A 19,067-nucleotide genomic window follows, 5' to 3' on the forward strand; every position below is an offset into this window, starting at 1 on the left:
CAGCATTTACAATATATAGATTACATTTTTTTTGTGATTTGATTAACTTGCCAAGTCAGTGTCGCCTACTTACTTATATTAGCTCTATGTAGAATAGACTTAGGTTGGCACTCTTTTCTAGATATTTACAAGCCCAAAATACTCCTAACGATGTGTTAAATCGTTAACAAAGGGTATAGATAGAAATAGCAGGAATTGCATCATGGTACATAAATCAATATCCACAGTGTTATTAGTGGGTCTTAGTCAGTTATCTGTAGCAGTATGGGCTGCTAACCAGGCACCTGAAGTGCGCGGTCAAAGTGAAACCATTCGTCAAGCAGGTAAGCATCAAAGCTGGGTATGGGGACAAGACCCAGAAGGTCAAACACTGACATTTGAAATCGTCAAACCTGCACGGCATGGTAAGGTTACATTAGACCCAAAACTTGGTCGTTATACCTATGAGCCAAGTCAGTCCACAGATTATGACGAGTTTTCTTTTCGGGTATTTGATGGACAGCAATGGTCTGCATCAGCACCCGTCCAACTTAACTTTACGGTTAAGCAAACCAATAAACCAACCACCCATACGAAACAGCCAGAACAGCCCACCAACCCTAAACATACAAACAACACTAATAACAGTAACAACCAAGCACCTGAAGCAAGGGGGCAGGCTGAACAACTGACGTCTTTTGCTCCTCATCACAGCCATGTCTGGGCTCAAGATAAAGACCGGGATCAAATGACTTTTCAGGTAGTACAAGCACCTAAACATGGAAAGCTTAAACTTGACCGTAAAACCGGTCGCTATACCTATACTCCTCAAAGTAACCAAGCGAATTATGATGAATTTAAGTTTCAAGTGTCGGATGGTCAAAGCACATCTAAAATTGCCACCGTACAATTGATGCTTAATTATGTAGACCGCAAACCTACACAACCTGTATCGCCCACGACACCCACCACCAATAATCCAAATACCCCAAAACAACCTACGACACCTGTTGCTAAAAAACCAACAACAAAACAGCCAACAGAACCTAAGCAGCCTACAGTTGGTAATAAATCACCAAATAAACCATCAACACCTACTACCAACCCCCCCGAAAAACCTATTGACCAGTATCGATCAAAAGACGATTTCTCTGCCAATGTAAAAGAAGTGCTAAGTAATGACTTTTTTTCTCCAACATTTAACCATGGTGCCACTAATCGCTTGCATGATGTAGCACTTGCTATCGACTTTCTTGCACGCAACGGTGATACCACAGATGGTGATTTAGACAAATTGCTCTATTACATCCGTGCCTTCAATTACTATGGCAATATGAAGGAAATACCTGTTGCAGATTTAGCGTTACTTAATAATGCGCTTCTGGCTGTAACACAAATGTCGGACTTTTATACTAACCAGGAATCTGCAGCTGCCGTTCAAGAAGGTTACGTTGTCGCACTAAGCGGTTTATTCCGACAAGCTCGCATCGCAGAACAACTCTTATCACATATTGATGTTGTTGCTCAGCTATTGACTCATTTTCAGCAGGACGGCATCAGTAAGATTAAGCGCCATGCCGACAGCATTTTCGAGACCCTTAATATTGTTGATGAGTTGGGTTATCACTCGAAAAATATGCGCGAAACTGCTTATAAGTCAGTGAAAGAAAAGGTTAAACAAGCCAATCTGGCGGAGCTTGTTGCTACACTAGGGGGGAGCGAACAAGGGCTTTGGCAAGGTAAAGATGCATTTGTACTCTTTAATGCCATTGAAGCTCTGGGAAATTTGTATTTACGTGATGATTCCGACTGGAATAAACAACTTGATAATTATGCAGCAAATTTAGTACGCCAATATCAACACTATGCAGACCAGGAAGAGTTAAAAAGTAACTTTTACGTCTACTACGTAAATAAAACACGTTATTATGATCGTAATACTACGGCAGAGGAAGCTTGCGAAAAAGACTTCTCTGGTCTGTGTCATATATACAAAGTTGATGAAATACTACCCGTTGAGCATACCTGTAGCTCCACACTTAAAGTCAAAGCGCAAGAGTTAACCACAGCACAACTGGGCTACATCTGTAGTGAACTAAAAGATATGGAAGCCACCTTCCATCAGAAGTTCACCAGCTCAACTAAACAGCAGCCTGTTGCTGATGACTATAACTCAAACTTAGAGCTGGTGATTTTTGACAGTCCAGATGACTGGCATAAATACGGTGGTGTGCTTTTCCAGGTGTCCACTGACAATGGAGGTATCTATATAGAGGGTGATCCTTCTAAAAAAGGTAATCAGGCACGTTTCTATGCTTATGAACGCCATGACTTAAGTGAATGGCAAGTCTGGAATTTACGTCATGAATATGTGCACTATCTGGATAGCCGTTTCAACCAGTATGGTCGTTTTGGTCATCACCCACTGCAATTGACCACCTGGTGGGCAGAAGGCTTGGCAGAATATATGGCCCATGGTAAAAGCAACAAACGTGGTATGAGTGTTATGCAACGTTATACACCTGCACGCCGTCCAGGTTTTACCGATATCGCACAAACGTCGTATGATCAGGGTGATGATATGGTCTATCGCTGGTCTTACTTACTCCACTGGTATTTAGATGAAAACACTCCTACACAATACTTAGATCTGGCCAGTGCTTTACGTGAAAAAGACTCAGCAATCTACAAAGAGCGTTTAGGAAAATTGGGTGAACACTTTGGTGATAAATTCACTACGTGGCGCGATAGCAAACTTACACAATCAAGTCCTATGATTGCAGCTGACCGTTATGTAGCCAGTGATTTACAAGCGGCAACCATTTCTCACAAACGGGATAGTTTAGCGCATTCTCCACTACAGCAACGTCGCTATAGTACAGCAAGACCTCCACGCCGTAACTAACGTGTTTTAAAGCAACAATAAAAGGCGGTTGCAGCTTACCTGCAGTCGCCTTTTGCTTTTTAGAGTGGCAGTAGACCTAAATTGGGGCTACGTGTTAATGCCACAGCCACTATATAAAAAAAGGCTAAATATGCACCAATAAGTGCAAACAGCCTTAGCTGATAGGTTTTACCTCGTTTTAACGCAACTGTACCTAATAGAATATAAACAATTAATGCACAGACTTTTGCCGTTAGCCAGCCATAAACAAAAGGATACTGATGAAGTATTATCATCAAAACGATGGCACTCACTAACAACACTGTATCAATAATGTGTGGTAAAATTCGTGCTATACGGCTATTGAGCCAAGGCGATACCGTCAGCATGCCATAGGCTCGTACACTGAATGAAATAAAGGTTAGGACCACACAGGTTAAATGAATATGTTTCCACAAAAGGTAACTCATTAATTCGCCTTAGCTTCACTTTACTGATATAAAAAGCGTCTGATTTAGCCGTATACAACATGCTCATGACAAATATGTCAATCCATCAAAACAGATACAAGAGGCAATATGGTTAAGTGGATCCTAGGTATCTTGCTTGTCATTGTGGTATTAGCAGGTATTGGTGTTTGGTGGTTTACGTCCTGGATTAAAAGTCAGGAAGATGACTTTACTGAGATGATGGATTATGCAACTCAATTTGCAGAAAACCGTACAGCATCAGACTGTGCAACAGAGTCTGCCAAGCAAGCTGGTGATTGTGGTTCATTTGGTATGAGTTGTTTAATAAAAGCACAACTATTTATGCAAGTATGCTTTGATAATACCCAGGATACTCAAGTCTTTTGTCAATCAATCCCATACCAAGAGGGTAGTGTAACCATGGTGACTTGGGCGACGACATTTTGTGCTGAGCAAAACCAGTCAGGGCAAGCTTGTATCTCTACGTTGACCCAATTAGGCGACTATTGCAGTAATCAGTTGGTTGATGAAAATAATGAAAAAACAAACGACGCATAAAAAATCTAAAGCTTCAAAGGCATTCATCGCTGCAAGCAATGAGCCTCAACGTTGCCCATGGTGTGGTACCGACCCACTCTATGTCAGTTATCACGATGAAGTCTGGGGACGTCCCATTAAAGATGATCAAGAACTCTTTGCCAAACTCTGCTTGGATGGACAACAAGCCGGATTAAGCTGGATTACTATTTTACGAAAGCAACAACATTACGAAACCGCATACGATCAATTCAACCCAGAAATCATCGCTCACTATAATCAACAGAAAGTTGAGCAACTTTTACAAAATCCAGGTATTGTCAGAAATCGGCTTAAAGTTGAATCAATCATCAAAAATGCGCGCGGATTTCTGGCTATCCAATCCAGTAACGTATCATTCAGTGAGTTTCTTTGGCAATTTGTCGATGGAAGACCTATTCAGAACCATTGGCAAAGCTTGGATCAAGCCCCCACAAATACTCCCCAGTCTGACGCAATGTCCAAGGCACTTAAAAAAGCCGGTTTTTCATTTGTTGGTAGCACTATTTGCTATGCATTTATGCAAGCGGTAGGTATGGTCAACGACCATCTGGTGATGTGTCCTCAGCACCAGGAGTGTCGAGAGTTAGGAAAAGAATTTACTTAATAAAATCAGATAAAAAACATGAGTTAAAACTTTAATACAAAAAATAATTAAATAAAGAATTCTAAGGACTAAGTAAAGCAAACTTTTTAACTTTACTTAGGGGCATGATTACTTGAATACACTTAATCAATAAAAAATATTTATTAAATGATAAAGCGCTGTTATGTCCACATCAAAAGCTTAGGCTTTTATTTGATACTTAAGGCATATTTAACTGATTTTGCGTTAAAACAGCCTGCAGTTGTTGGGTAATATCCTGCTTGGCATCTAGCCAGTGAATAGTCCACCCTTGACGCTCCATACGACGAAACCAGGTATCTTGTCGTTTAGCAAACTGATGGATTTGCGAGTTGAGCTTTTGCTTCATGTCATTAAAGTTCAACTGGTTTTGCAAATATAAACTGATAAATCGATATTCAAGACCACACCAATCCAGCATTTCGTGGGTCACCCCCTGTTGCAGTAAGCCTTCCACTTCTTCAATCATGCCATTGTTGAGCCGCTGCATTAGGCGTTCAGTAATACGCTTACGTAGAGTAGGTCGATCCCAACGTACCCCTATTAATAATGGATTAATGGTGGGTAATTTAGGTACTGAGAAGCCTGCCAATTCAGCCTCTGCAATTTTAATCGCTTGTTCCAAGCGAGCACGGTGCTGTAAGTCAGACGAGTTATGTAATGGTTGCTGGCGATGTTGACTTAATGTAAACAGTCGTTGCTGTAATTGCTCAATTGAAAGATCCTTAAGCTCCTCATCAAGTTCTGGATTTTCTGGAATATCAACAAAGCGATAACCGTTGATCACTGACTCAATATATAAACCTGTACCACCAACCATCACAGGCCAGGAGTTTTTTTGCCATAAGCCTTGTATAACACTAAAGCAATCCCGTTGATAACGATGAACATTGTATTCATCACCAGGGTTCACAATATCAATTAAGTGATAAGGACAGGAACCATATTCCTCCAGATCTTTACCTGAGCCAATGTCCATACCACGGTACACTTGTCGTGAGTCAGCTGAAATAATTTCTCCTTGCAACCAACCTGCTAATTGCACTGCTAAATGTGTTTTACCTGAAGCGGTAGGTCCTAGCACCACAATAAGATTGATTTGATCAGGATTGTTGTGCACAGCAGCAAAACGAGTCGAGTCGAGGGAAGAAGGCATGACCAGGGAAATCTCTATCAAAGTCAATTTTATAAACAGAGTGTACTGTGCCGGCTAACTTAACAAAGTTATTTATACTGAGGCAAGTGCTATCGAAAGAGTTAAATACAGATAAAGAGTATACAATAGGCTGCGTGCTTAATATTCCAATGTATACCCGTGGTAAGCAAAGTCTGTAGTTCAATGGGAGTTATGCAGGCTTTGAGCAAAAGTTGCCGGAAGTGCAGTAACCTCTAGCCATAAGTATTAACGTCAGAGGTTACTGTTAGAAGAGAAGACTTAACTTTAACTTAGTTTAATGGGAAAGCAGCAAATAGAGCATACTGGCGATCCCAGCTCCCGTTAAAGGTCCTAACACTGGAACCCACGCATAGCTCCAGTTACTCCTGCCTTTACCTGCAATGGGTAAAACTGAATATACTAAACGTGGCGCTAGATCTCTGGCGGGATTAATCGCATAGCCAGTTGTTCCTCCCAGTGACATACCAATAACCACTACTAATAATGCCACAGGAAGTGCACCTATAGACCCTAAACCAATCTTCGCCTGGCTCAAACCATCCAGCTGCAGACTGGGCCCTGCCATATATAAGATGACAAAAACCAAGGCAAAGGTACCCACTAATTCGGATAAAAAATTTCTGGGAAGGTTGCGTATGGCAGGCCCTGTCGAGAAAACAGCCAGTTTGGTTTGGTCATCTTCAGTGGCGTCAAAGTGGTCTTTATAAATTAACCAGACGACAGAAGCTCCTAAGGCAGCACCTAACATTTGTGCAATACAGTAAGTTATAACAGATGACCAGGGAAACAACCCTGCAATGGCTAAACCAACTGTTACAGCAGGATTTAAATGAGCGCCACTATGAGGTCCGGCAACAATTACGCCAGTAAAAACGGCTAACCCCCATGCAAATGTAATGACAATCCAGCCTGCATTATGGCCAATGGTTTTCTGTAAACTCACATTTGCAACTACGCCTGCACCTAGTAGTATAAGAAAGAACGTTCCTATTAACTCTGCAATAAACGGTGTCATTATTATTCTCCCAAGCAGGGTCGCCCATTATTCTTTTCATATGGGGCTATTATTATTGAACAACTTTTATACGACAGTTATCGTCAATCCTTGCAACGCACATTTAACCTGCAAATGGGATAAGAAACAATATTTTATAGTTAAAACTGCACCTCTGTTGTTACATGTTGTCCACGTTTGATATGTATTGGTGTTAGACGCACTTCATTACGTATATCTGTTAACCTCAGAGTAAAAGGGCCTTGACCAAAGCGTGCACGGCGAACAAATATATTGTAAGGCTTTCGTTGAAGCTCAAACCACTGGCCTTGTCCATTGCGTAAAGCGACTGAACGTACTGGGTACTTATGATTTAATACAGTCAGTGCTAAAAAACGTCCCCCTGTACCTTTTGTAAACTTCACTTGAATATTGCCAGTGACGTTACCAGGTATAAATCGCCAGCGAACGGGGACACGACCTTGCCGTAAATCCGCTACTTGTTGGAAGGCTTGTTTACTTAAGTCCAAACCACCAGGCTTACACCCTGGGCACCGATCAACCACACGGACAATAGCCTTACCTTTGGGACCTTCTACTTCAATAAAAGCACCACAACTGTTAGAACGTTGGTAATCACGATTATTTAATGCGACAACATTAAGATTTTGCGGGGAGGGTGAAAAGCTACAGTTACCTGTACCATTAGCATGATAATAACTTGCTTGACCTTTATACGTCTGCTGATACCAGGCACTCGCGTAAGACTGATTAATAGTAATCATCAATAATAAAAGTGACGCATAGCTCAAATATTGTCGTATACCACTCATTCAATACCCCACAACACCAACACTGACTAATTGGCTATACCAGAACCTTATTGCTAACCTGAAATCAATGGCTTATCCAGGCAATACCCTGACAAAATGAAGTGCTGCATGTTACTGGTAAAGGGTATGTAGTTCTATGAAGTTGTGTACTTTGAAGTTTTTTTGCGGATTAGTTTGTGCATTTTTTGTGATAAACCCTTTAGTCGGGGTTACTGCTAACACTGACACTGAAGTCAGTAGTGAAGCGGTCACTATCAATATGCAGGACACTGATATACGTACGTTTATTAAGTGGATTGCTGAACGCACAGCTAAAAACTTTGTGATTGATCCACGCGTAAAAGGCAAAATCAATGTTATTTCTCATGAGGCTTTAACGCCAGAAGAAGCCTATCAAGTTTTTCTATCTGTCCTACAAGTACACAATTTTACTGCCGTTACCACTGGCCAGGTCATCAAAATTATTCCTGATACTCAGGCTAAGCACTCAGCTCTGCCCATGATCGACCAATCACCGTTATCTCCTCAACACGATCAAATGGTAGTACGTGTACTCAAACCAAAAAATATCGCTGCTGATAAGCTTGCCAGTTTATTAAAACCCTTTATTCCCCAGTCAGGCTTGTTAGTCGCATACCCGGAAAGTAATGCTTTAATTTTATCAGACCGTATAGCCAACATTGATCAACTACTCAAAATTATCCAACATATTGATCAACAAGGGGGGCTAGATGTTGAAATAATTACATTGAAACACGCTGAAGCCAAGGCTATTGTGGGCATTTTAACTAACCTGGTACCTAAAGGTGGAGGTGCAAATACCTCCCAAGCACTAGGGGTTAGCTTTGCTGCAGATGACAGAACCAACAGTATTTTACTTGTCGGTGAACAGGTAAAAAAACAACAACTAAAAAATGTTATCGCCTTACTTGATAAGCCACAAACAGGCAGTGGTGATACTGAAGTCGTCTATCTTTATTATCTTAAAGCTTCAGAGGTGGCACCTATACTACAAAACCTGGCCGGAGGTTTTAAAAAAGAACAAAAAGATATTGGTATTGAGCGTGCGGAAATATCCATTCAAGCCAATGACAGTACCAACGCATTAGTTATCACTGCGCCACCACCCTTGATGGCAAAATTCAAGAGTGTGGTACGTAAGCTTGATATTCGACGTGCTCAAGTAATGGTTGAAGCACTGATCGTAGAGGTTGGAGAAGAAACCAGTCATGAGCTGGGTATTCAGTGGAATACATCACCTGGTGCATTAAATAATGAGGGTGTATTTGGTGGAACTCGCAACCCACTCAACAATATTGAATCATTAGATGTTTTTCCAGGTGATCCTGTGAGCCTGGGTTCAGGGCTGTCATTGGGTATCTACCATAATGGTTCACTGCGCGCTCTGGTTCGTGCACTGCAAAGTGATGATGCCGTGAATATTTTATCAACCCCAACCGTATCAACCCTGGATAATGAAACAGCTAAAATCACAGTAGGGCAGAACGTTCCTTTTGTAACAGGACGATCCACCAGCGAGTCATCCAGTACATCCAACCCATTCCAAACCATTGAGCGTAAAGATGTCGGTATCCAATTGGAAATTACACCACAAATAAATGAAGGTGATGCCGTCACTCTTGAAGTTTTCCAAGAAATATCCAGTGTCACGGATTCCACCCAAGCATCAGATATTATTACTAACCAGCGTTCTATCAAAACCCGTGTCTTAGTCGAAAGTGGCACTGTGCTCGTTATTGGAGGCTTAATCAGTGACGAGCAGGAGGAGGATGAAGTCAAAGTCCCTTTTTTAGGGGATTTACCGGTGATTGGCTATTTATTTAAAAGCGAACGCACTAAACAATCAAAACGTAATTTAATGGTATTTCTTCGCCCGACGATTATTCAAAACAAGAAACAAGTTAAACACATCACACAGACTCGCTATCAGAACCTAAAATCAAATAATCAACCATTCCAACAGCGTTTGGATGAGGTATTTAAACGCTTTGAAGCATCACGGTTTGGTAATGCTTATAGGAGTTCCAATAACGCCTCTACTAAGTCGAATAATAAACCATGATCCATGAAATTGACCCAGCAGCACTGTCAGGTTACGTTCAAGATCCTGTCGTACCCTACAGTTACGCTAAACGGCATGGTGTATTGCTTATTCAGCAGGCTGAAGCGGCGCCACTGTTGTGTACGTACAAAGCATTTTTATGTCCTGCGGTGCATAGTGAACTACTACGTATTGCTATTAATGAGTTAAGACACGACCCGCAGCCCAATACGCAAGCTTTAGGGTATGCCCAGGTTTCAGAAGCAAACTTTACTGCATTACTAAGTAAGCTATACCAAGGTCCCGCAGAAAGCCGTGAGGCCATGGAAGAGTTGGGAGATGATGTGGATTTGGCGCAGCTGGCGGATCAAGTGCCAGAAAGTGAAGATCTTTTAGAGCAACAGGATGATGCCCCGATTATTCGTTTAATTAATGCGGTACTATCGCAAGCTATCCATGAGCAAGCCTCCGATATTCATATTGAAACCTTTGAAAAACGTGTTGTTATCCGTTTTCGGGTTGATGGAGTAATGCGTAAAGTTCTTGAACCTAAACGACAGCTGGCCCCCTTGCTGATTTCACGTATTAAAGTTATGGCCAAGCTCGATATTGCTGAAAAGCGCATTCCGCAAGATGGCCGAATTTCCCTCAAAATTGCCGGTCGTGAAGTAGATATCCGGGTTTCAACATTACCAGCAACTGCTAATGAGCGTATTGTCCTCCGCTTGCTGGATAAACAAGCTGGTCGACTGGATATCAACAACCTTGGCTTGGAGCAACAGCCATTTCAGGACTTTAGTAAATTACTCCACGCGCCACATGGCATTATTCTGGTAACAGGGCCAACAGGTTCAGGCAAAACCACCACACTTTATTCCGCACTTAGCACTTTAAACACAGAAAGTCGGACAATCTTAACCGTAGAAGACCCTATTGAGTATTATCTTGAAGGTGTTGGCCAAACCCAGGTGAACCCCAAAACAGATATGACGTTTGCACGAGGGTTACGCTCAATTTTAAGACAAGACCCTGATGTAGTTATGGTTGGAGAAATTCGTGATGGTGAAACGGCCCATATTGCTGTCCAAGCCAGCTTAACAGGTCATTTAGTCTTATCTACTTTACATACCAACACAGCCATTGGAGCTATCGCGCGATTGCGTGATATGGGCATTGAAGCATTTTTATTAGCGACCAGTTTAATTGGTTTAATTGCGCAACGGCTAGTGAGGCGCTTATGTGATCAGTGCAAGCAACAACAACCTGCATCGCCTTTGGCCCGTGAACAATTCGGACTTGCAGATACTGATGTATCCTTTGCTCTTTACATTCCAGTAGGCTGTGATCAGTGTAATATGTCAGGTTTTCGTGGGCGCCTTGCCATTTATGAAATTATTATGGTAGATCACGTATTGCAAAAAATGATTTACGAACAGGCCGCAGAACAAGACATGCAAGCCTATGCTCATCAGCATAGTTTATCGATTAGAGATGATGGTTTAGGTAAGGTGAGGCAGGGAATTACGACACTTGAAGAAGTTATGCGAGTAACTCAGGATCGTTAACGAATCATGAGCAAGCTTTATATTCGTTTTCCCTTACAGCCTAAACCTTTCAATGAACTCATTGAACAACCGGTTTTCTATGCTATTGATGATCGGCATGATAAGAAAATACAGTATAACCAATGCTTATTGAGCGAACTAAGTGAGAATGTAACCTTAGCTACCTTAAAGGAAGTAATTATTTTTTTTCCTCTCCCCCATACCATTGTTTGGTTTAGTGAGCCTCCCTCAAAAAACATAAAGCACAATATTCAAGCAGCACCATTTTTAATTGAGGAAAAACTATGTGGCACCCTTGAACACTATGTTTTTTCTATATACTACAGCGCCGATAAAACCTATTTATGTATTTGTGCAATAGAAAAATCCTGTCTTGAACAACTGCTATCCTTAGTGCCGTTACCAAATTGCACAGTACTGCCAGAATCACCCTTTACCTGTCTTTTAGGGTGGCAGCTAATCCAGCTAAACAACCACTATATTATAAACTGCAGTAAAGGGTTTACTTGTTTACCCAAAGACAAACAACTCCTAGGTTTATTTGCTGAATTAGAAAATACTGTGCCTGTTGCTTTGGACGATAATGAGTACTTCCAACAACTGCTGGATATGTATGCTAAACATCGATCAGACTTAGTAAAACCATTTTCCGGTGAAGGCACTGTAACACCTTCATTGATAAGACAGTTTCGCACATCACTGGTGGCTTCACTCATTGTTTTATTGGCGATCACTGGCTTTAATTACTGGCAGGCATATCAAATTAAGCAAAAAACAATCGCTCTACAAGATGAAACCATACAATTTTCTCGCAAGCTTTTTCCCGACATTGAGTTTACCGAGCCTAAGTTACAGCTAGAACGACTCATAAATCGCAGAAGTCCCAAAAAGCAGCCGTTATTTGTCTTGTTAAAGCACATTCAACATTCAATAACACAATTACCTAAAACCAGTGTTTCATTACAGTCACTTAATTTTCATGAAGACCGTGGAATCAATGTGGTGCTACAAGCAAGTACGATTAAAACTATTGATCAGTTTATCGAGCAAGCCAGTAAGCAACAAAATATGTCTATAGAGCTCAAGTCCGCAAACCAGCAAAATGAAGGCGTTAAAGCCATTGTGTACATGAGTATGGTGCTATGATTAAAGCGTACTGGAGTGGACTCTCACTACAGGAAAAAAATGCCTTAAGGTTTCTAGGCTTTTTTATTTTTCTTTATATTTTAATTGACTACATCATTCTACCTTCATTTAATGCTGTAGACTCAGCAAATAAAGAGTGGCAGTCATGGCAAGAAAATGCACATTATGTTTTACAGCACAAACAACAATTAGTAAAAATCAGTCAACAACAAAAAACAACGCAACATTTGGTAAGTCTTACCCAAAAACGCCAACAGATAATCAAACGAGCAGAGGCATTAAAATTAACGATTCAACGAGTTGAACCTGCTGAAGAGCAACTCACTGTGTGGTTCAATAATGTCCCTTTTAATGCAAGTATGAGCTGGCTTCAGCAGTTAACACAGCAAGATATGCTAGTTATTAAAAGCCTTTCTGTTGACCGTCAGCAAAGTGGTAAGGTGAATATTCGCGTGGTGCTTTATTAGGGCCTGTTTAATAAGCGTTTAACTGTAGACTAAAGGCTAGAACGAAGATTAAGCAAACGCGCTCGTATTTTTTCTTCTTGAGTCATTTTACCTGCAAGGTTTAATGACGCTTGTGCTGTTCTCTTTGCATTTGTTGTAGACTGGTAAGCGACCATTGAACCAGCATGGCTTCCATGATCATAATCTGCCATAGCTAAGCGTTCCAGGATTCCTTTATGGGAAAAAACGATTTGATTTTTATTAATATTTTTGACAATTATACCTGCTTGTAATTCGTCTCCCACTTTAACCAGCTTTTCTTCATTTTTATTCACTTTAACAACAGCAACAGAATCTGCCTCTTTCGAGGAATGAAACACTGCTTCTAATGTAAGCGCAAGCTTAGTCTCTTTAGGCTCTATTTTGGGTGTACTTATTTTTTTCTCTTGGGTGATTACGCCAAATAAATCGGTTGGTATTTCAGCATTGATGGAAGCTAATGGTTGAACGGCCGTATCCTGATGAGATACAGTATCCAAAGCTAAATTAAAGCTTAATGCTGATGACTGTAAAGAGTTAACTGACATAGAAGAATAAGCAAAGGTGAGGGCAAGGGAAAGTACTGTCAAAGCAGTAATATAGTCTATAGTTTTAAGCTTTTTTGATGACATTAACATGATCCATCGACCTCTAAGCGTCTTATTAATATGACATATCCCGTCATAAATGATTGGCGCTCACTATACGGTGTTATGCTGCAACCTCAAATGCGTAATTAACTTGTTTGTGAAGTTAGTCACCAGCCATTACCAATAAGTTTGAAATATAAAAAGACACCTTATATGCGTAATTCTACTATATAAAAATCTACCTAAGTGGAGCGCTGGTGAGCACTTGACATTGACACTGTTGACTTCGTTTAAGCTGCAGCTTACGCGTTGTCATGGTTCGTAAGTCGATGGTAAGCAGTGTGTTAGTGAGTAGAGTGCCTAGTCCACTAATAAGCTTTATGGCCTCCATAGCCGCCAAACAACCTACCGTCCCAGAAACCGCACCAAAAACAGGAAACTCCCGTTTCCACAAGGGTGGTGTTTCAGGGTAAATACAGCGCAAACACGGCGTTTTCCCTGGAATAATGGTGGTCAATTGTGCCTCAAGCTCATACATTGCACATTCAATCAGCGGAATGCGTTTAGTAAGCGCACCATCATTCATGGCAAACCGCTCAGCAAATAGCGGAGCACAATCAATGACTAAGTCTGCTTCGGCCATTATGCTCTCACAGTTTTCCGGGCTAATATTTTCATCAAATGCTTGAATATCAAGCCGGGGATTTAACTGCAATAACCGCTCTTTAGCCGAATCAACCCTGGATTGGCCTAGTCCTTGATAGGTCATCAAAATCTGTCGGTTAAGGTCGGAGGGTTTAATTTGGCCACCATGGGCCAGCACTAACTTACCTATGCCTGCAGCAGCAAGCTGGTAAGCAACTATCGAGCCTAGTCCTCCCACTCGAGAAATCAGTACTGACGTGGACTTTAACTTTTGTTGCCCTAACTCACCAAAACCCGGCGTCCACATCTGCCATTCATAGATCGCATGTTCTTCTGGCGTCAATTCAGGCAATGTTTTGGTCTGATCAGACAAGTCAATCTTTTCTTGCTGCATGGCATTACCCCCCAGAAATAGGAGAAAGCAGGGTAAGCGTATCTCCATGCTTGAACGATACATCATCAGTTGCACATATTTGCTGATCGCCAAGAAAAAAAAGGATGCTAGGAGAAATTGAGCCGTCTTGCGCTAATAAGCGACTGCCAAATGGAAGCTCACAAAGCATATGTAATGCCACTGAGAGAGAAGGGGTTGGAAGTGACAAAACAACTTCATCTTTACCAATGAGATGACGGAGCTGACCTTGCAAAAAGACCGTTAACTTCATGTTATACACCTATCCATGTGATCCTTAAAGCCAATAATCGTTAACCCTTCACTCATCTCTGGCAACAGAATTCGCGAAGGGTATATACGGCATGTGACGGATCTATATGCTAGGCAAATCTTTTATCAATCGCAAGTTTAAGTCTTGACTCACTCAAACTGCCTAAAAATCAGCCAAATTATACGTCAAAAGAAAACGACTACTTTCTTCATTATTTTCAAAGCCCTGCCACCGAGCAAAATGCCATCCTAACGTTAAGCCCTCAAGCAGGCCAGACTGAAGGGTATAAGCAATATAACCACCCACTTCCTGTTCAGTATTTTTTTCATCCAGTTCGAGGACAATATCTTCACCCGGTCGCTTCCCTCGAGCATAATGAATTCCCAGATTAAGACCTGGTAGCTTTATACCTGAAAAGTCATAGTCTAAGCCAATGACCCAGGCTAACTCATTTTTATGGTTATAATTTTTATACAAAGCTAATGTGGAGTTAAATGCACTTTGGTCATCATAAAAATAACCACTTCCCCAATCAGCTAACTCAGTTTTATTCACGCCAAAGTAGAGCTTGCTATTTTGTGTATGTAATGCGGCAGTGACATTGTAATAACGACTTTTGTAATCTTCATGCTGGACATAGAAAAACTGATTGAGAGGGGAAAGCCAGTCATAATAACCATAGGCTTGTTTACCCTGTGCTAACCCGATCCGACCATCAAGAGACAATGAAATGCCTTCAGCTACATCCATCAGGTAATAAAGCTTGGCAAAGTATTTTTTTAGCTGATTACCTGCACGCCCCATCTCAAATTGGCCTACCAAGCCATTTTCAAAAGTATACTGGGTGCCTAATACATCAATGTATTTCACTCTCTGTTCTTGTGAGTAGCTGGTAAATGGCTGAATAAACTGACTTGAGCCTCGCTGATGATATTGATTAAAACGCCCATAATACACATCAGCACCAGACAGGTTAGTACTTATTAACGTACCAAATACCGAGCTAGGCAGCACATAAGACCCAGAAGTAGAAAACGTTTCTAAATGTAGACTTTGTAAGCCAAAACGAAGATTAAATGGTTGCTGCTCAGAGCCAAAACGCATTTTCGTGTAAGCCTGGGTTACCGCAGAGACTTCATTGACAGAAGAGTTACCCAATTGTGGTTGACGGAGGTAGTCAACGCGCTCTTGACTGGTGGAATTCACTATGTTTTGACAACCTATAGTTGGGTTAGCACTACATGTTTTAATTTCATCACCTAATGCGCCTGTCAGGCTTTCATAACTTGCATTCACATAATTAAATGTTTGCTCCCCCCCGGTTCCCTCAACCGTTCCTGGCTGCTGATTTTGACCAACCCCCACATTATTGCTCCCTGAACCATTGCTATTATTCCCACCCTGGGCTATACCATTGTTGATATAGGTCGCACTACCAAGAGATACATCTACTCCAATAAAATTTAAATAATAACGTGATTGAAAATCTATTTTTAAACCATGCACCCACTCATCAAGGTCAAAAATTTCACTTCGTTGTGAAGTGTTTTTGGATAAAAAATGATTATCATAACTAATATCAAAAGAGTTTTGCTTTTGATCACTATTAAAATGTGAATTGGTCGCCGATTGAGAATCAAAGCTCAATCCATAGACATTAAAGGAAAAAAGCAAAGCCAATGTAGTCGATAAATGGCTATTTAAAATCCAGCGTTTAAGAAAGTTCCACATTGTTTACAACTGCCGTCCATAACAGGCCATGATACTAACTACATGATTATTTTGTCTGTAGTTATTCACCAAAAATTGAGCTTATATATCCAAAACGCAGGGTTTAAAGGATATAGCTGAGTCTAAAAAGCTCACTATACATTCTCTTCTTTTATTTAATGCAATTTCATATTCGCCAAAAATATAATTAGCAGTAATTTCAATACTAACTAAAAACAGGCGAATTAATTTGATTTTTATAGGTATGATTGAGGTGTAGTACTTACTGTTGCGCGGCGTATTTTAAAAGATATAGATAAAATATACAGCATATAGGTCACAATTAGTGTCGTAGCTTTTCATACTCATTCTAAAAGAATCACATAACTGCTAACTACTTCTCTCTATACTGTTGATGTAACCCAAAGGCAGGGTAGATAGTGGCTTGGCCTGATTGGGTATAGCAAAAATTGGATTTGCATCATTTCCTTTTGCCCCAGAAAAAGCAAACCACTACCTCTTAAGTTAATGGTGCTTTCTTCAATAAGAATACAAATTCTCATCCGTTCTACGACTCAACTCCCTCCCCGAATAACATAAATTGTCCAGCTTACTTAAATGCTTGCAGCTATACTGTAACAAAAACATCAGTTGTAATGGTTAACCAATGACTCATCAAGTATTAATTTGTGATGATTCCAGTGTTGCAAGGAAACAAATGGCCCGTGCTCTGCCAGAAAAATGGGATGCTGATATTCAGTTTGCCAAACATGGCAAAGAAGCCATGACCATTTTACAGGAAGGCTCCATCAATATCCTTTTTCTTGATTTAAATATGCCTGAACTTGATGGTTATGGTGTGTTACAGCAAATTCAAGAGCAGAAGATTACCGTTATCACAATCGTCGTTTCAGGTGATATTCAACCTGATGCGAGAAAGCGGGTCATGGATCTTGGAGCACTAGAATTTATTAAAAAGCCCGTTTCTGCTGAAGATATTGAGCACTTATTAACGCAGTATGGATTGCTCGCTGAGAATCAGGAATCCAAAGTAACAGAAGCGGCTTCAACGCAACCAGGCCAGATAAATGAAATGGATTGTTATCGAGAAATTGCCAATGTTGCAATGGGACGCGCTGCCGATTTACTTGCTCGACTACTGCATGTTTTTGTGGTTATGCCTATCCCTAAAGTCAACACGCTGGAAGTTTCTGAACTTACGATGGCACTGCAATCTTCAGCGGATACTGATACTTTTTCTGCGGTGTGCCAGGGTTTTATTGGTTCAGGAATAGCGGGTGAAGCGTTACTGCTATTTTACGACTCCAGCTTTGAGGATATGGCTAAGCTGACAAAATATCAGGGCGAACGAGATGAAAAAATGGAGTTAGAGTTAATTATGGATGTGGCCAGTATCCTGATTGGCGCATGTGTAAAAGGATTTAGTGAACAACTGGATGTCAATTTTAGTCAAGGGCACCCCATTGTGTTAGGACAACATGTCAAAGAAGGAGAGTTAATAAAGCAAGGAGAATGTTATTGGAAACAAACCTTAACCATTGAAATCTGCTACTCAATCGAAAACTACAATATTAATTGTGACCTATTGCTTTTATTTACTGAAGACTCGCTTACATCACTTAGACAAAAAATCGCATATTTATTGGAGTAAGGGGCTACATGGTTGACCACAGCTTACTAGGATTCAAAGAACTCCATTGGATGATGGGAATGCTTCAAGATATTGAAGTAGGACTCGTCGTACTGGACCATGAATATCGAGTCCAAGTATGGAATAGTTTTATGGAAAACCACAGTGGAATGGGCCCTCTTAAAGTAAAAGGCCAAGTTCTCTTTTCGCTTTTTGAAGAAATCCATGAAAAGTGGTTCAGAAATAAAACAGAACCGGTATTTCTGTTAAAAAATAAAACCTTTACGACCTGGGAACAACGTCCTTACCTGTTTCGCTTTCGTAACTACCGCCCCATAACAGGTACTGAACCCTTTATGTATCAAAATATTACAGTGAGTCCTTTGGTGTCTGCCAATGGTGAAGTAAACCACATATGTCTTATCATTTATGATGTTACTGACATGGCTATTAATAAAAGCGGGTTGGAAAAAGCAAATCACCAGCTTGAAGAGTTAAGCCGTACCGATCGCCTAACCAAGTTATTTAACCGTGGCTATTGGGAGGATTGTCTGCAGCGAGAGTTTTTTCGATTTGTGCGCACCCATCAGGCCAGCTGTCTCGTCATGTTTGATATTGATCATTTTAAAAAGGTTAATGACACTTACGGCCATCCCGCTGGAGATGCTGTGATAAGTACTGTTGCGACAAAGCTGACAGAGAATTTACGTACTTCAGATGTTGGCGGTCGCTATGGAGGTGAAGAATTTTCTGTTATTTTAGTCAACACTGACTCTCCGAGTGCCCTCTACTTTACTGAGCGGCTCAGACGGTCTATTGAAAAGACTATAGTAACCCATGAAGGACGAGACATAAGTGTCACTATCAGCCTAGGTATTTCTCAAATAGAACCAGAAATTAAGGATTATAAAGACTGGCTAGAGAGAGCAGACCAAGCACTTTATCAATCCAAACAGAATGGACGAAACCAGTCCACTATATACAAAACAAGCACAAAATAACTTTATAGA

General features: G+C 40.8%; 17 protein-coding genes. 9 read left to right on the top strand and 8 right to left on the bottom strand.

All coding sequences use genetic code 11. The annotated features are described in order from the left end of the window. Positions 1-202 precede the first annotated feature (202 nt). Complete coding sequence (locus tag F607_RS32670; protein WP_051311139.1) at positions 203-2,884, top strand: collagenase; 2,682 nt, start codon at positions 203-205, stop codon at positions 2,882-2,884. Positions 2,885-2,943: 59 nt separating this feature from the next. Here the strand turns inward: F607_RS32670 and F607_RS0108440 are convergent, their stop codons facing one another. Next, on the bottom strand, positions 2,944-3,333 hold the full coding sequence (locus F607_RS0108440; RefSeq protein WP_027707751.1) for a SirB2 family protein: 390 nt from the start codon (positions 3,331-3,333) through the stop codon (positions 2,944-2,946). Between the two features lie 108 nt (positions 3,334-3,441). On the opposite strand from F607_RS0108440, the gene F607_RS0108445 reads away from it, so the two are divergent. Together F607_RS0108445 and F607_RS0108450 are read left to right on the top strand one after the other, a co-directional pair. Further along, positions 3,442-3,891: a hypothetical protein gene (locus F607_RS0108445; RefSeq protein WP_027707752.1), complete on the top strand. Its 450-nt coding sequence runs from the start codon at positions 3,442-3,444 to the stop codon at positions 3,889-3,891. Further along, positions 3,869-4,516, top strand: a complete 648-nt coding sequence (locus F607_RS0108450) for a DNA-3-methyladenine glycosylase I (RefSeq protein ID WP_157365407.1) — start codon at positions 3,869-3,871, stop codon at positions 4,514-4,516. The genes F607_RS0108445 and F607_RS0108450 overlap by 23 nt, the downstream gene beginning before the upstream one ends. A gap of 199 nt (positions 4,517-4,715) precedes the next feature. Here the strand turns inward: F607_RS0108450 and miaA are convergent, their stop codons facing one another. From miaA to F607_RS28750, 3 genes are all read right to left on the bottom strand, one after another. Continuing rightward, entirely contained in the window at positions 4,716-5,690 is a 975-nt protein-coding gene (miaA, locus tag F607_RS0108455) for a tRNA (adenosine(37)-N6)-dimethylallyltransferase MiaA (RefSeq protein WP_051311141.1), read from the bottom strand. Positions 5,691-5,985: 295 nt separating this feature from the next. Next, the gene (locus tag F607_RS0108460) at positions 5,986-6,726 is read right to left on the bottom strand and encodes an MIP/aquaporin family protein (RefSeq protein WP_027707755.1); all 741 of its coding nucleotides are present in this window, start codon (positions 6,724-6,726) and stop codon (positions 5,986-5,988) included. 140 nt (positions 6,727-6,866) lie between these two features. After that, entirely contained in the window at positions 6,867-7,538 is a 672-nt protein-coding gene (locus tag F607_RS28750) for an expansin EXLX1 family cellulose-binding protein (RefSeq protein WP_051311143.1), read from the bottom strand. A 136-nt stretch (positions 7,539-7,674) separates the two neighbouring features. Between F607_RS28750 and gspD the strand changes: the two genes are divergently transcribed. Genes gspD through gspM form a run of 4 tightly spaced genes read left to right on the top strand, consistent with a single transcriptional unit; the run spans position 7,675 to position 12,778 of the window. Further along, positions 7,675-9,621, top strand: coding sequence for a type II secretion system secretin GspD (gspD, locus tag F607_RS28755; RefSeq protein WP_051311145.1), 1,947 nt, complete (start codon positions 7,675-7,677; stop codon positions 9,619-9,621). Beyond that, complete coding sequence (gene gspE / locus F607_RS0108475) at positions 9,618-11,165, top strand: type II secretion system ATPase GspE (RefSeq protein ID WP_051311147.1); 1,548 nt, start codon at positions 9,618-9,620, stop codon at positions 11,163-11,165. The genes gspD and gspE overlap by 4 nt, the downstream gene beginning before the upstream one ends. Before the next feature lie 6 nt (positions 11,166-11,171). Further along, positions 11,172-12,311 carry a GspL/Epsl periplasmic domain-containing protein gene (locus F607_RS0108480; protein WP_027707757.1) on the top strand — a complete coding sequence of 380 codons (1,140 nt, stop codon included), beginning with the start codon at positions 11,172-11,174 and terminating at the stop codon, positions 12,309-12,311. Beyond that, the gene (gspM, locus tag F607_RS0108485; protein WP_027707758.1) at positions 12,308-12,778 is read left to right on the top strand and encodes a type II secretion system protein GspM; all 471 of its coding nucleotides are present in this window, start codon (positions 12,308-12,310) and stop codon (positions 12,776-12,778) included. The genes F607_RS0108480 and gspM overlap by 4 nt, the downstream gene beginning before the upstream one ends. A gap of 29 nt (positions 12,779-12,807) precedes the next feature. On the opposite strand, the gene F607_RS0108490 is transcribed toward gspM, so the two are convergent. The 4 genes from F607_RS0108490 to F607_RS0108505 all read right to left on the bottom strand — a co-directional run bounded on the left by F607_RS0108490 (position 12,808) and on the right by F607_RS0108505 (position 16,427). Further along, on the bottom strand, positions 12,808-13,428 hold the full coding sequence (locus F607_RS0108490) for a type II secretion system protein N (RefSeq protein ID WP_038290656.1): 621 nt from the start codon (positions 13,426-13,428) through the stop codon (positions 12,808-12,810). Positions 13,429-13,624: 196 nt separating this feature from the next. Then, positions 13,625-14,425 (bottom strand): HesA/MoeB/ThiF family protein, encoded by an 801-nt coding sequence (locus F607_RS28760; RefSeq protein ID WP_051311149.1) that lies wholly within the window; start codon positions 14,423-14,425, stop codon positions 13,625-13,627. A 4-nt stretch (positions 14,426-14,429) separates the two neighbouring features. After that, complete coding sequence (locus tag F607_RS0108500) at positions 14,430-14,696, bottom strand: MoaD/ThiS family protein (protein WP_027707760.1); 267 nt, start codon at positions 14,694-14,696, stop codon at positions 14,430-14,432. A 162-nt stretch (positions 14,697-14,858) separates the two neighbouring features. After that, a complete protein-coding gene (locus tag F607_RS0108505; RefSeq protein ID WP_027707761.1) occupies positions 14,859-16,427 on the bottom strand; it encodes an OprD family outer membrane porin in 1,569 nt (522 codons plus the stop codon). A 646-nt stretch (positions 16,428-17,073) separates the two neighbouring features. Between F607_RS0108505 and F607_RS0108510 the strand changes: the two genes are divergently transcribed. Together F607_RS0108510 and F607_RS0108515 are read left to right on the top strand one after the other, a co-directional pair. Then, positions 17,074-18,078, top strand: coding sequence for a response regulator (locus tag F607_RS0108510; protein WP_027707762.1), 1,005 nt, complete (start codon positions 17,074-17,076; stop codon positions 18,076-18,078). 8 nt (positions 18,079-18,086) lie between these two features. Then, the gene (locus F607_RS0108515; RefSeq protein ID WP_027707763.1) at positions 18,087-19,058 is read left to right on the top strand and encodes a sensor domain-containing diguanylate cyclase; all 972 of its coding nucleotides are present in this window, start codon (positions 18,087-18,089) and stop codon (positions 19,056-19,058) included. The last annotated feature ends 9 nt before the right edge of the window (positions 19,059-19,067 follow it).

It is taken from the genome of Zooshikella ganghwensis DSM 15267, assembly GCF_000428585.1.
Taxonomy (GTDB): Bacteria; Pseudomonadota; Gammaproteobacteria; order Pseudomonadales; family Zooshikellaceae; genus Zooshikella; species Zooshikella ganghwensis.

Coding starts and splice junctions, on each gene's coding strand:
- F607_RS0108505 (WP_027707761.1), bottom strand. CDS start 16,427: ATGTGGAACTTTCTTAAACGCTGGATTTTAAATAGCCATTTATCGACT.
- F607_RS32670 (WP_051311139.1), top strand. CDS start 203: ATGGTACATAAATCAATATCCACAGTGTTATTAGTGGGTCTTAGTCAG.
- gspD (WP_051311145.1), top strand. CDS start 7,675: ATGAAGTTGTGTACTTTGAAGTTTTTTTGCGGATTAGTTTGTGCATTT.
- F607_RS0108500 (WP_027707760.1), bottom strand. CDS start 14,696: ATGAAGTTAACGGTCTTTTTGCAAGGTCAGCTCCGTCATCTCATTGGT.
- F607_RS0108440 (WP_027707751.1), bottom strand. CDS start 3,333: ATGAGTTACCTTTTGTGGAAACATATTCATTTAACCTGTGTGGTCCTA.
- F607_RS0108480 (WP_027707757.1), top strand. CDS start 11,172: ATGAGCAAGCTTTATATTCGTTTTCCCTTACAGCCTAAACCTTTCAAT.
- F607_RS28750 (WP_051311143.1), bottom strand. CDS start 7,538: ATGAGTGGTATACGACAATATTTGAGCTATGCGTCACTTTTATTATTG.
- gspE (WP_051311147.1), top strand. CDS start 9,618: ATGATCCATGAAATTGACCCAGCAGCACTGTCAGGTTACGTTCAAGAT.
- F607_RS0108490 (WP_038290656.1), bottom strand. CDS start 13,428: ATGTCATCAAAAAAGCTTAAAACTATAGACTATATTACTGCTTTGACA.
- F607_RS0108445 (WP_027707752.1), top strand. CDS start 3,442: ATGGTTAAGTGGATCCTAGGTATCTTGCTTGTCATTGTGGTATTAGCA.
- F607_RS0108510 (WP_027707762.1), top strand. CDS start 17,074: ATGACTCATCAAGTATTAATTTGTGATGATTCCAGTGTTGCAAGGAAA.
- F607_RS0108450 (WP_157365407.1), top strand. CDS start 3,869: ATGAAAAAACAAACGACGCATAAAAAATCTAAAGCTTCAAAGGCATTC.
- gspM (WP_027707758.1), top strand. CDS start 12,308: ATGATTAAAGCGTACTGGAGTGGACTCTCACTACAGGAAAAAAATGCC.
- miaA (WP_051311141.1), bottom strand. CDS start 5,690: ATGCCTTCTTCCCTCGACTCGACTCGTTTTGCTGCTGTGCACAACAAT.
- F607_RS0108460 (WP_027707755.1), bottom strand. CDS start 6,726: ATGACACCGTTTATTGCAGAGTTAATAGGAACGTTCTTTCTTATACTA.
- F607_RS0108515 (WP_027707763.1), top strand. CDS start 18,087: ATGGTTGACCACAGCTTACTAGGATTCAAAGAACTCCATTGGATGATG.
- F607_RS28760 (WP_051311149.1), bottom strand. CDS start 14,425: ATGCAGCAAGAAAAGATTGACTTGTCTGATCAGACCAAAACATTGCCT.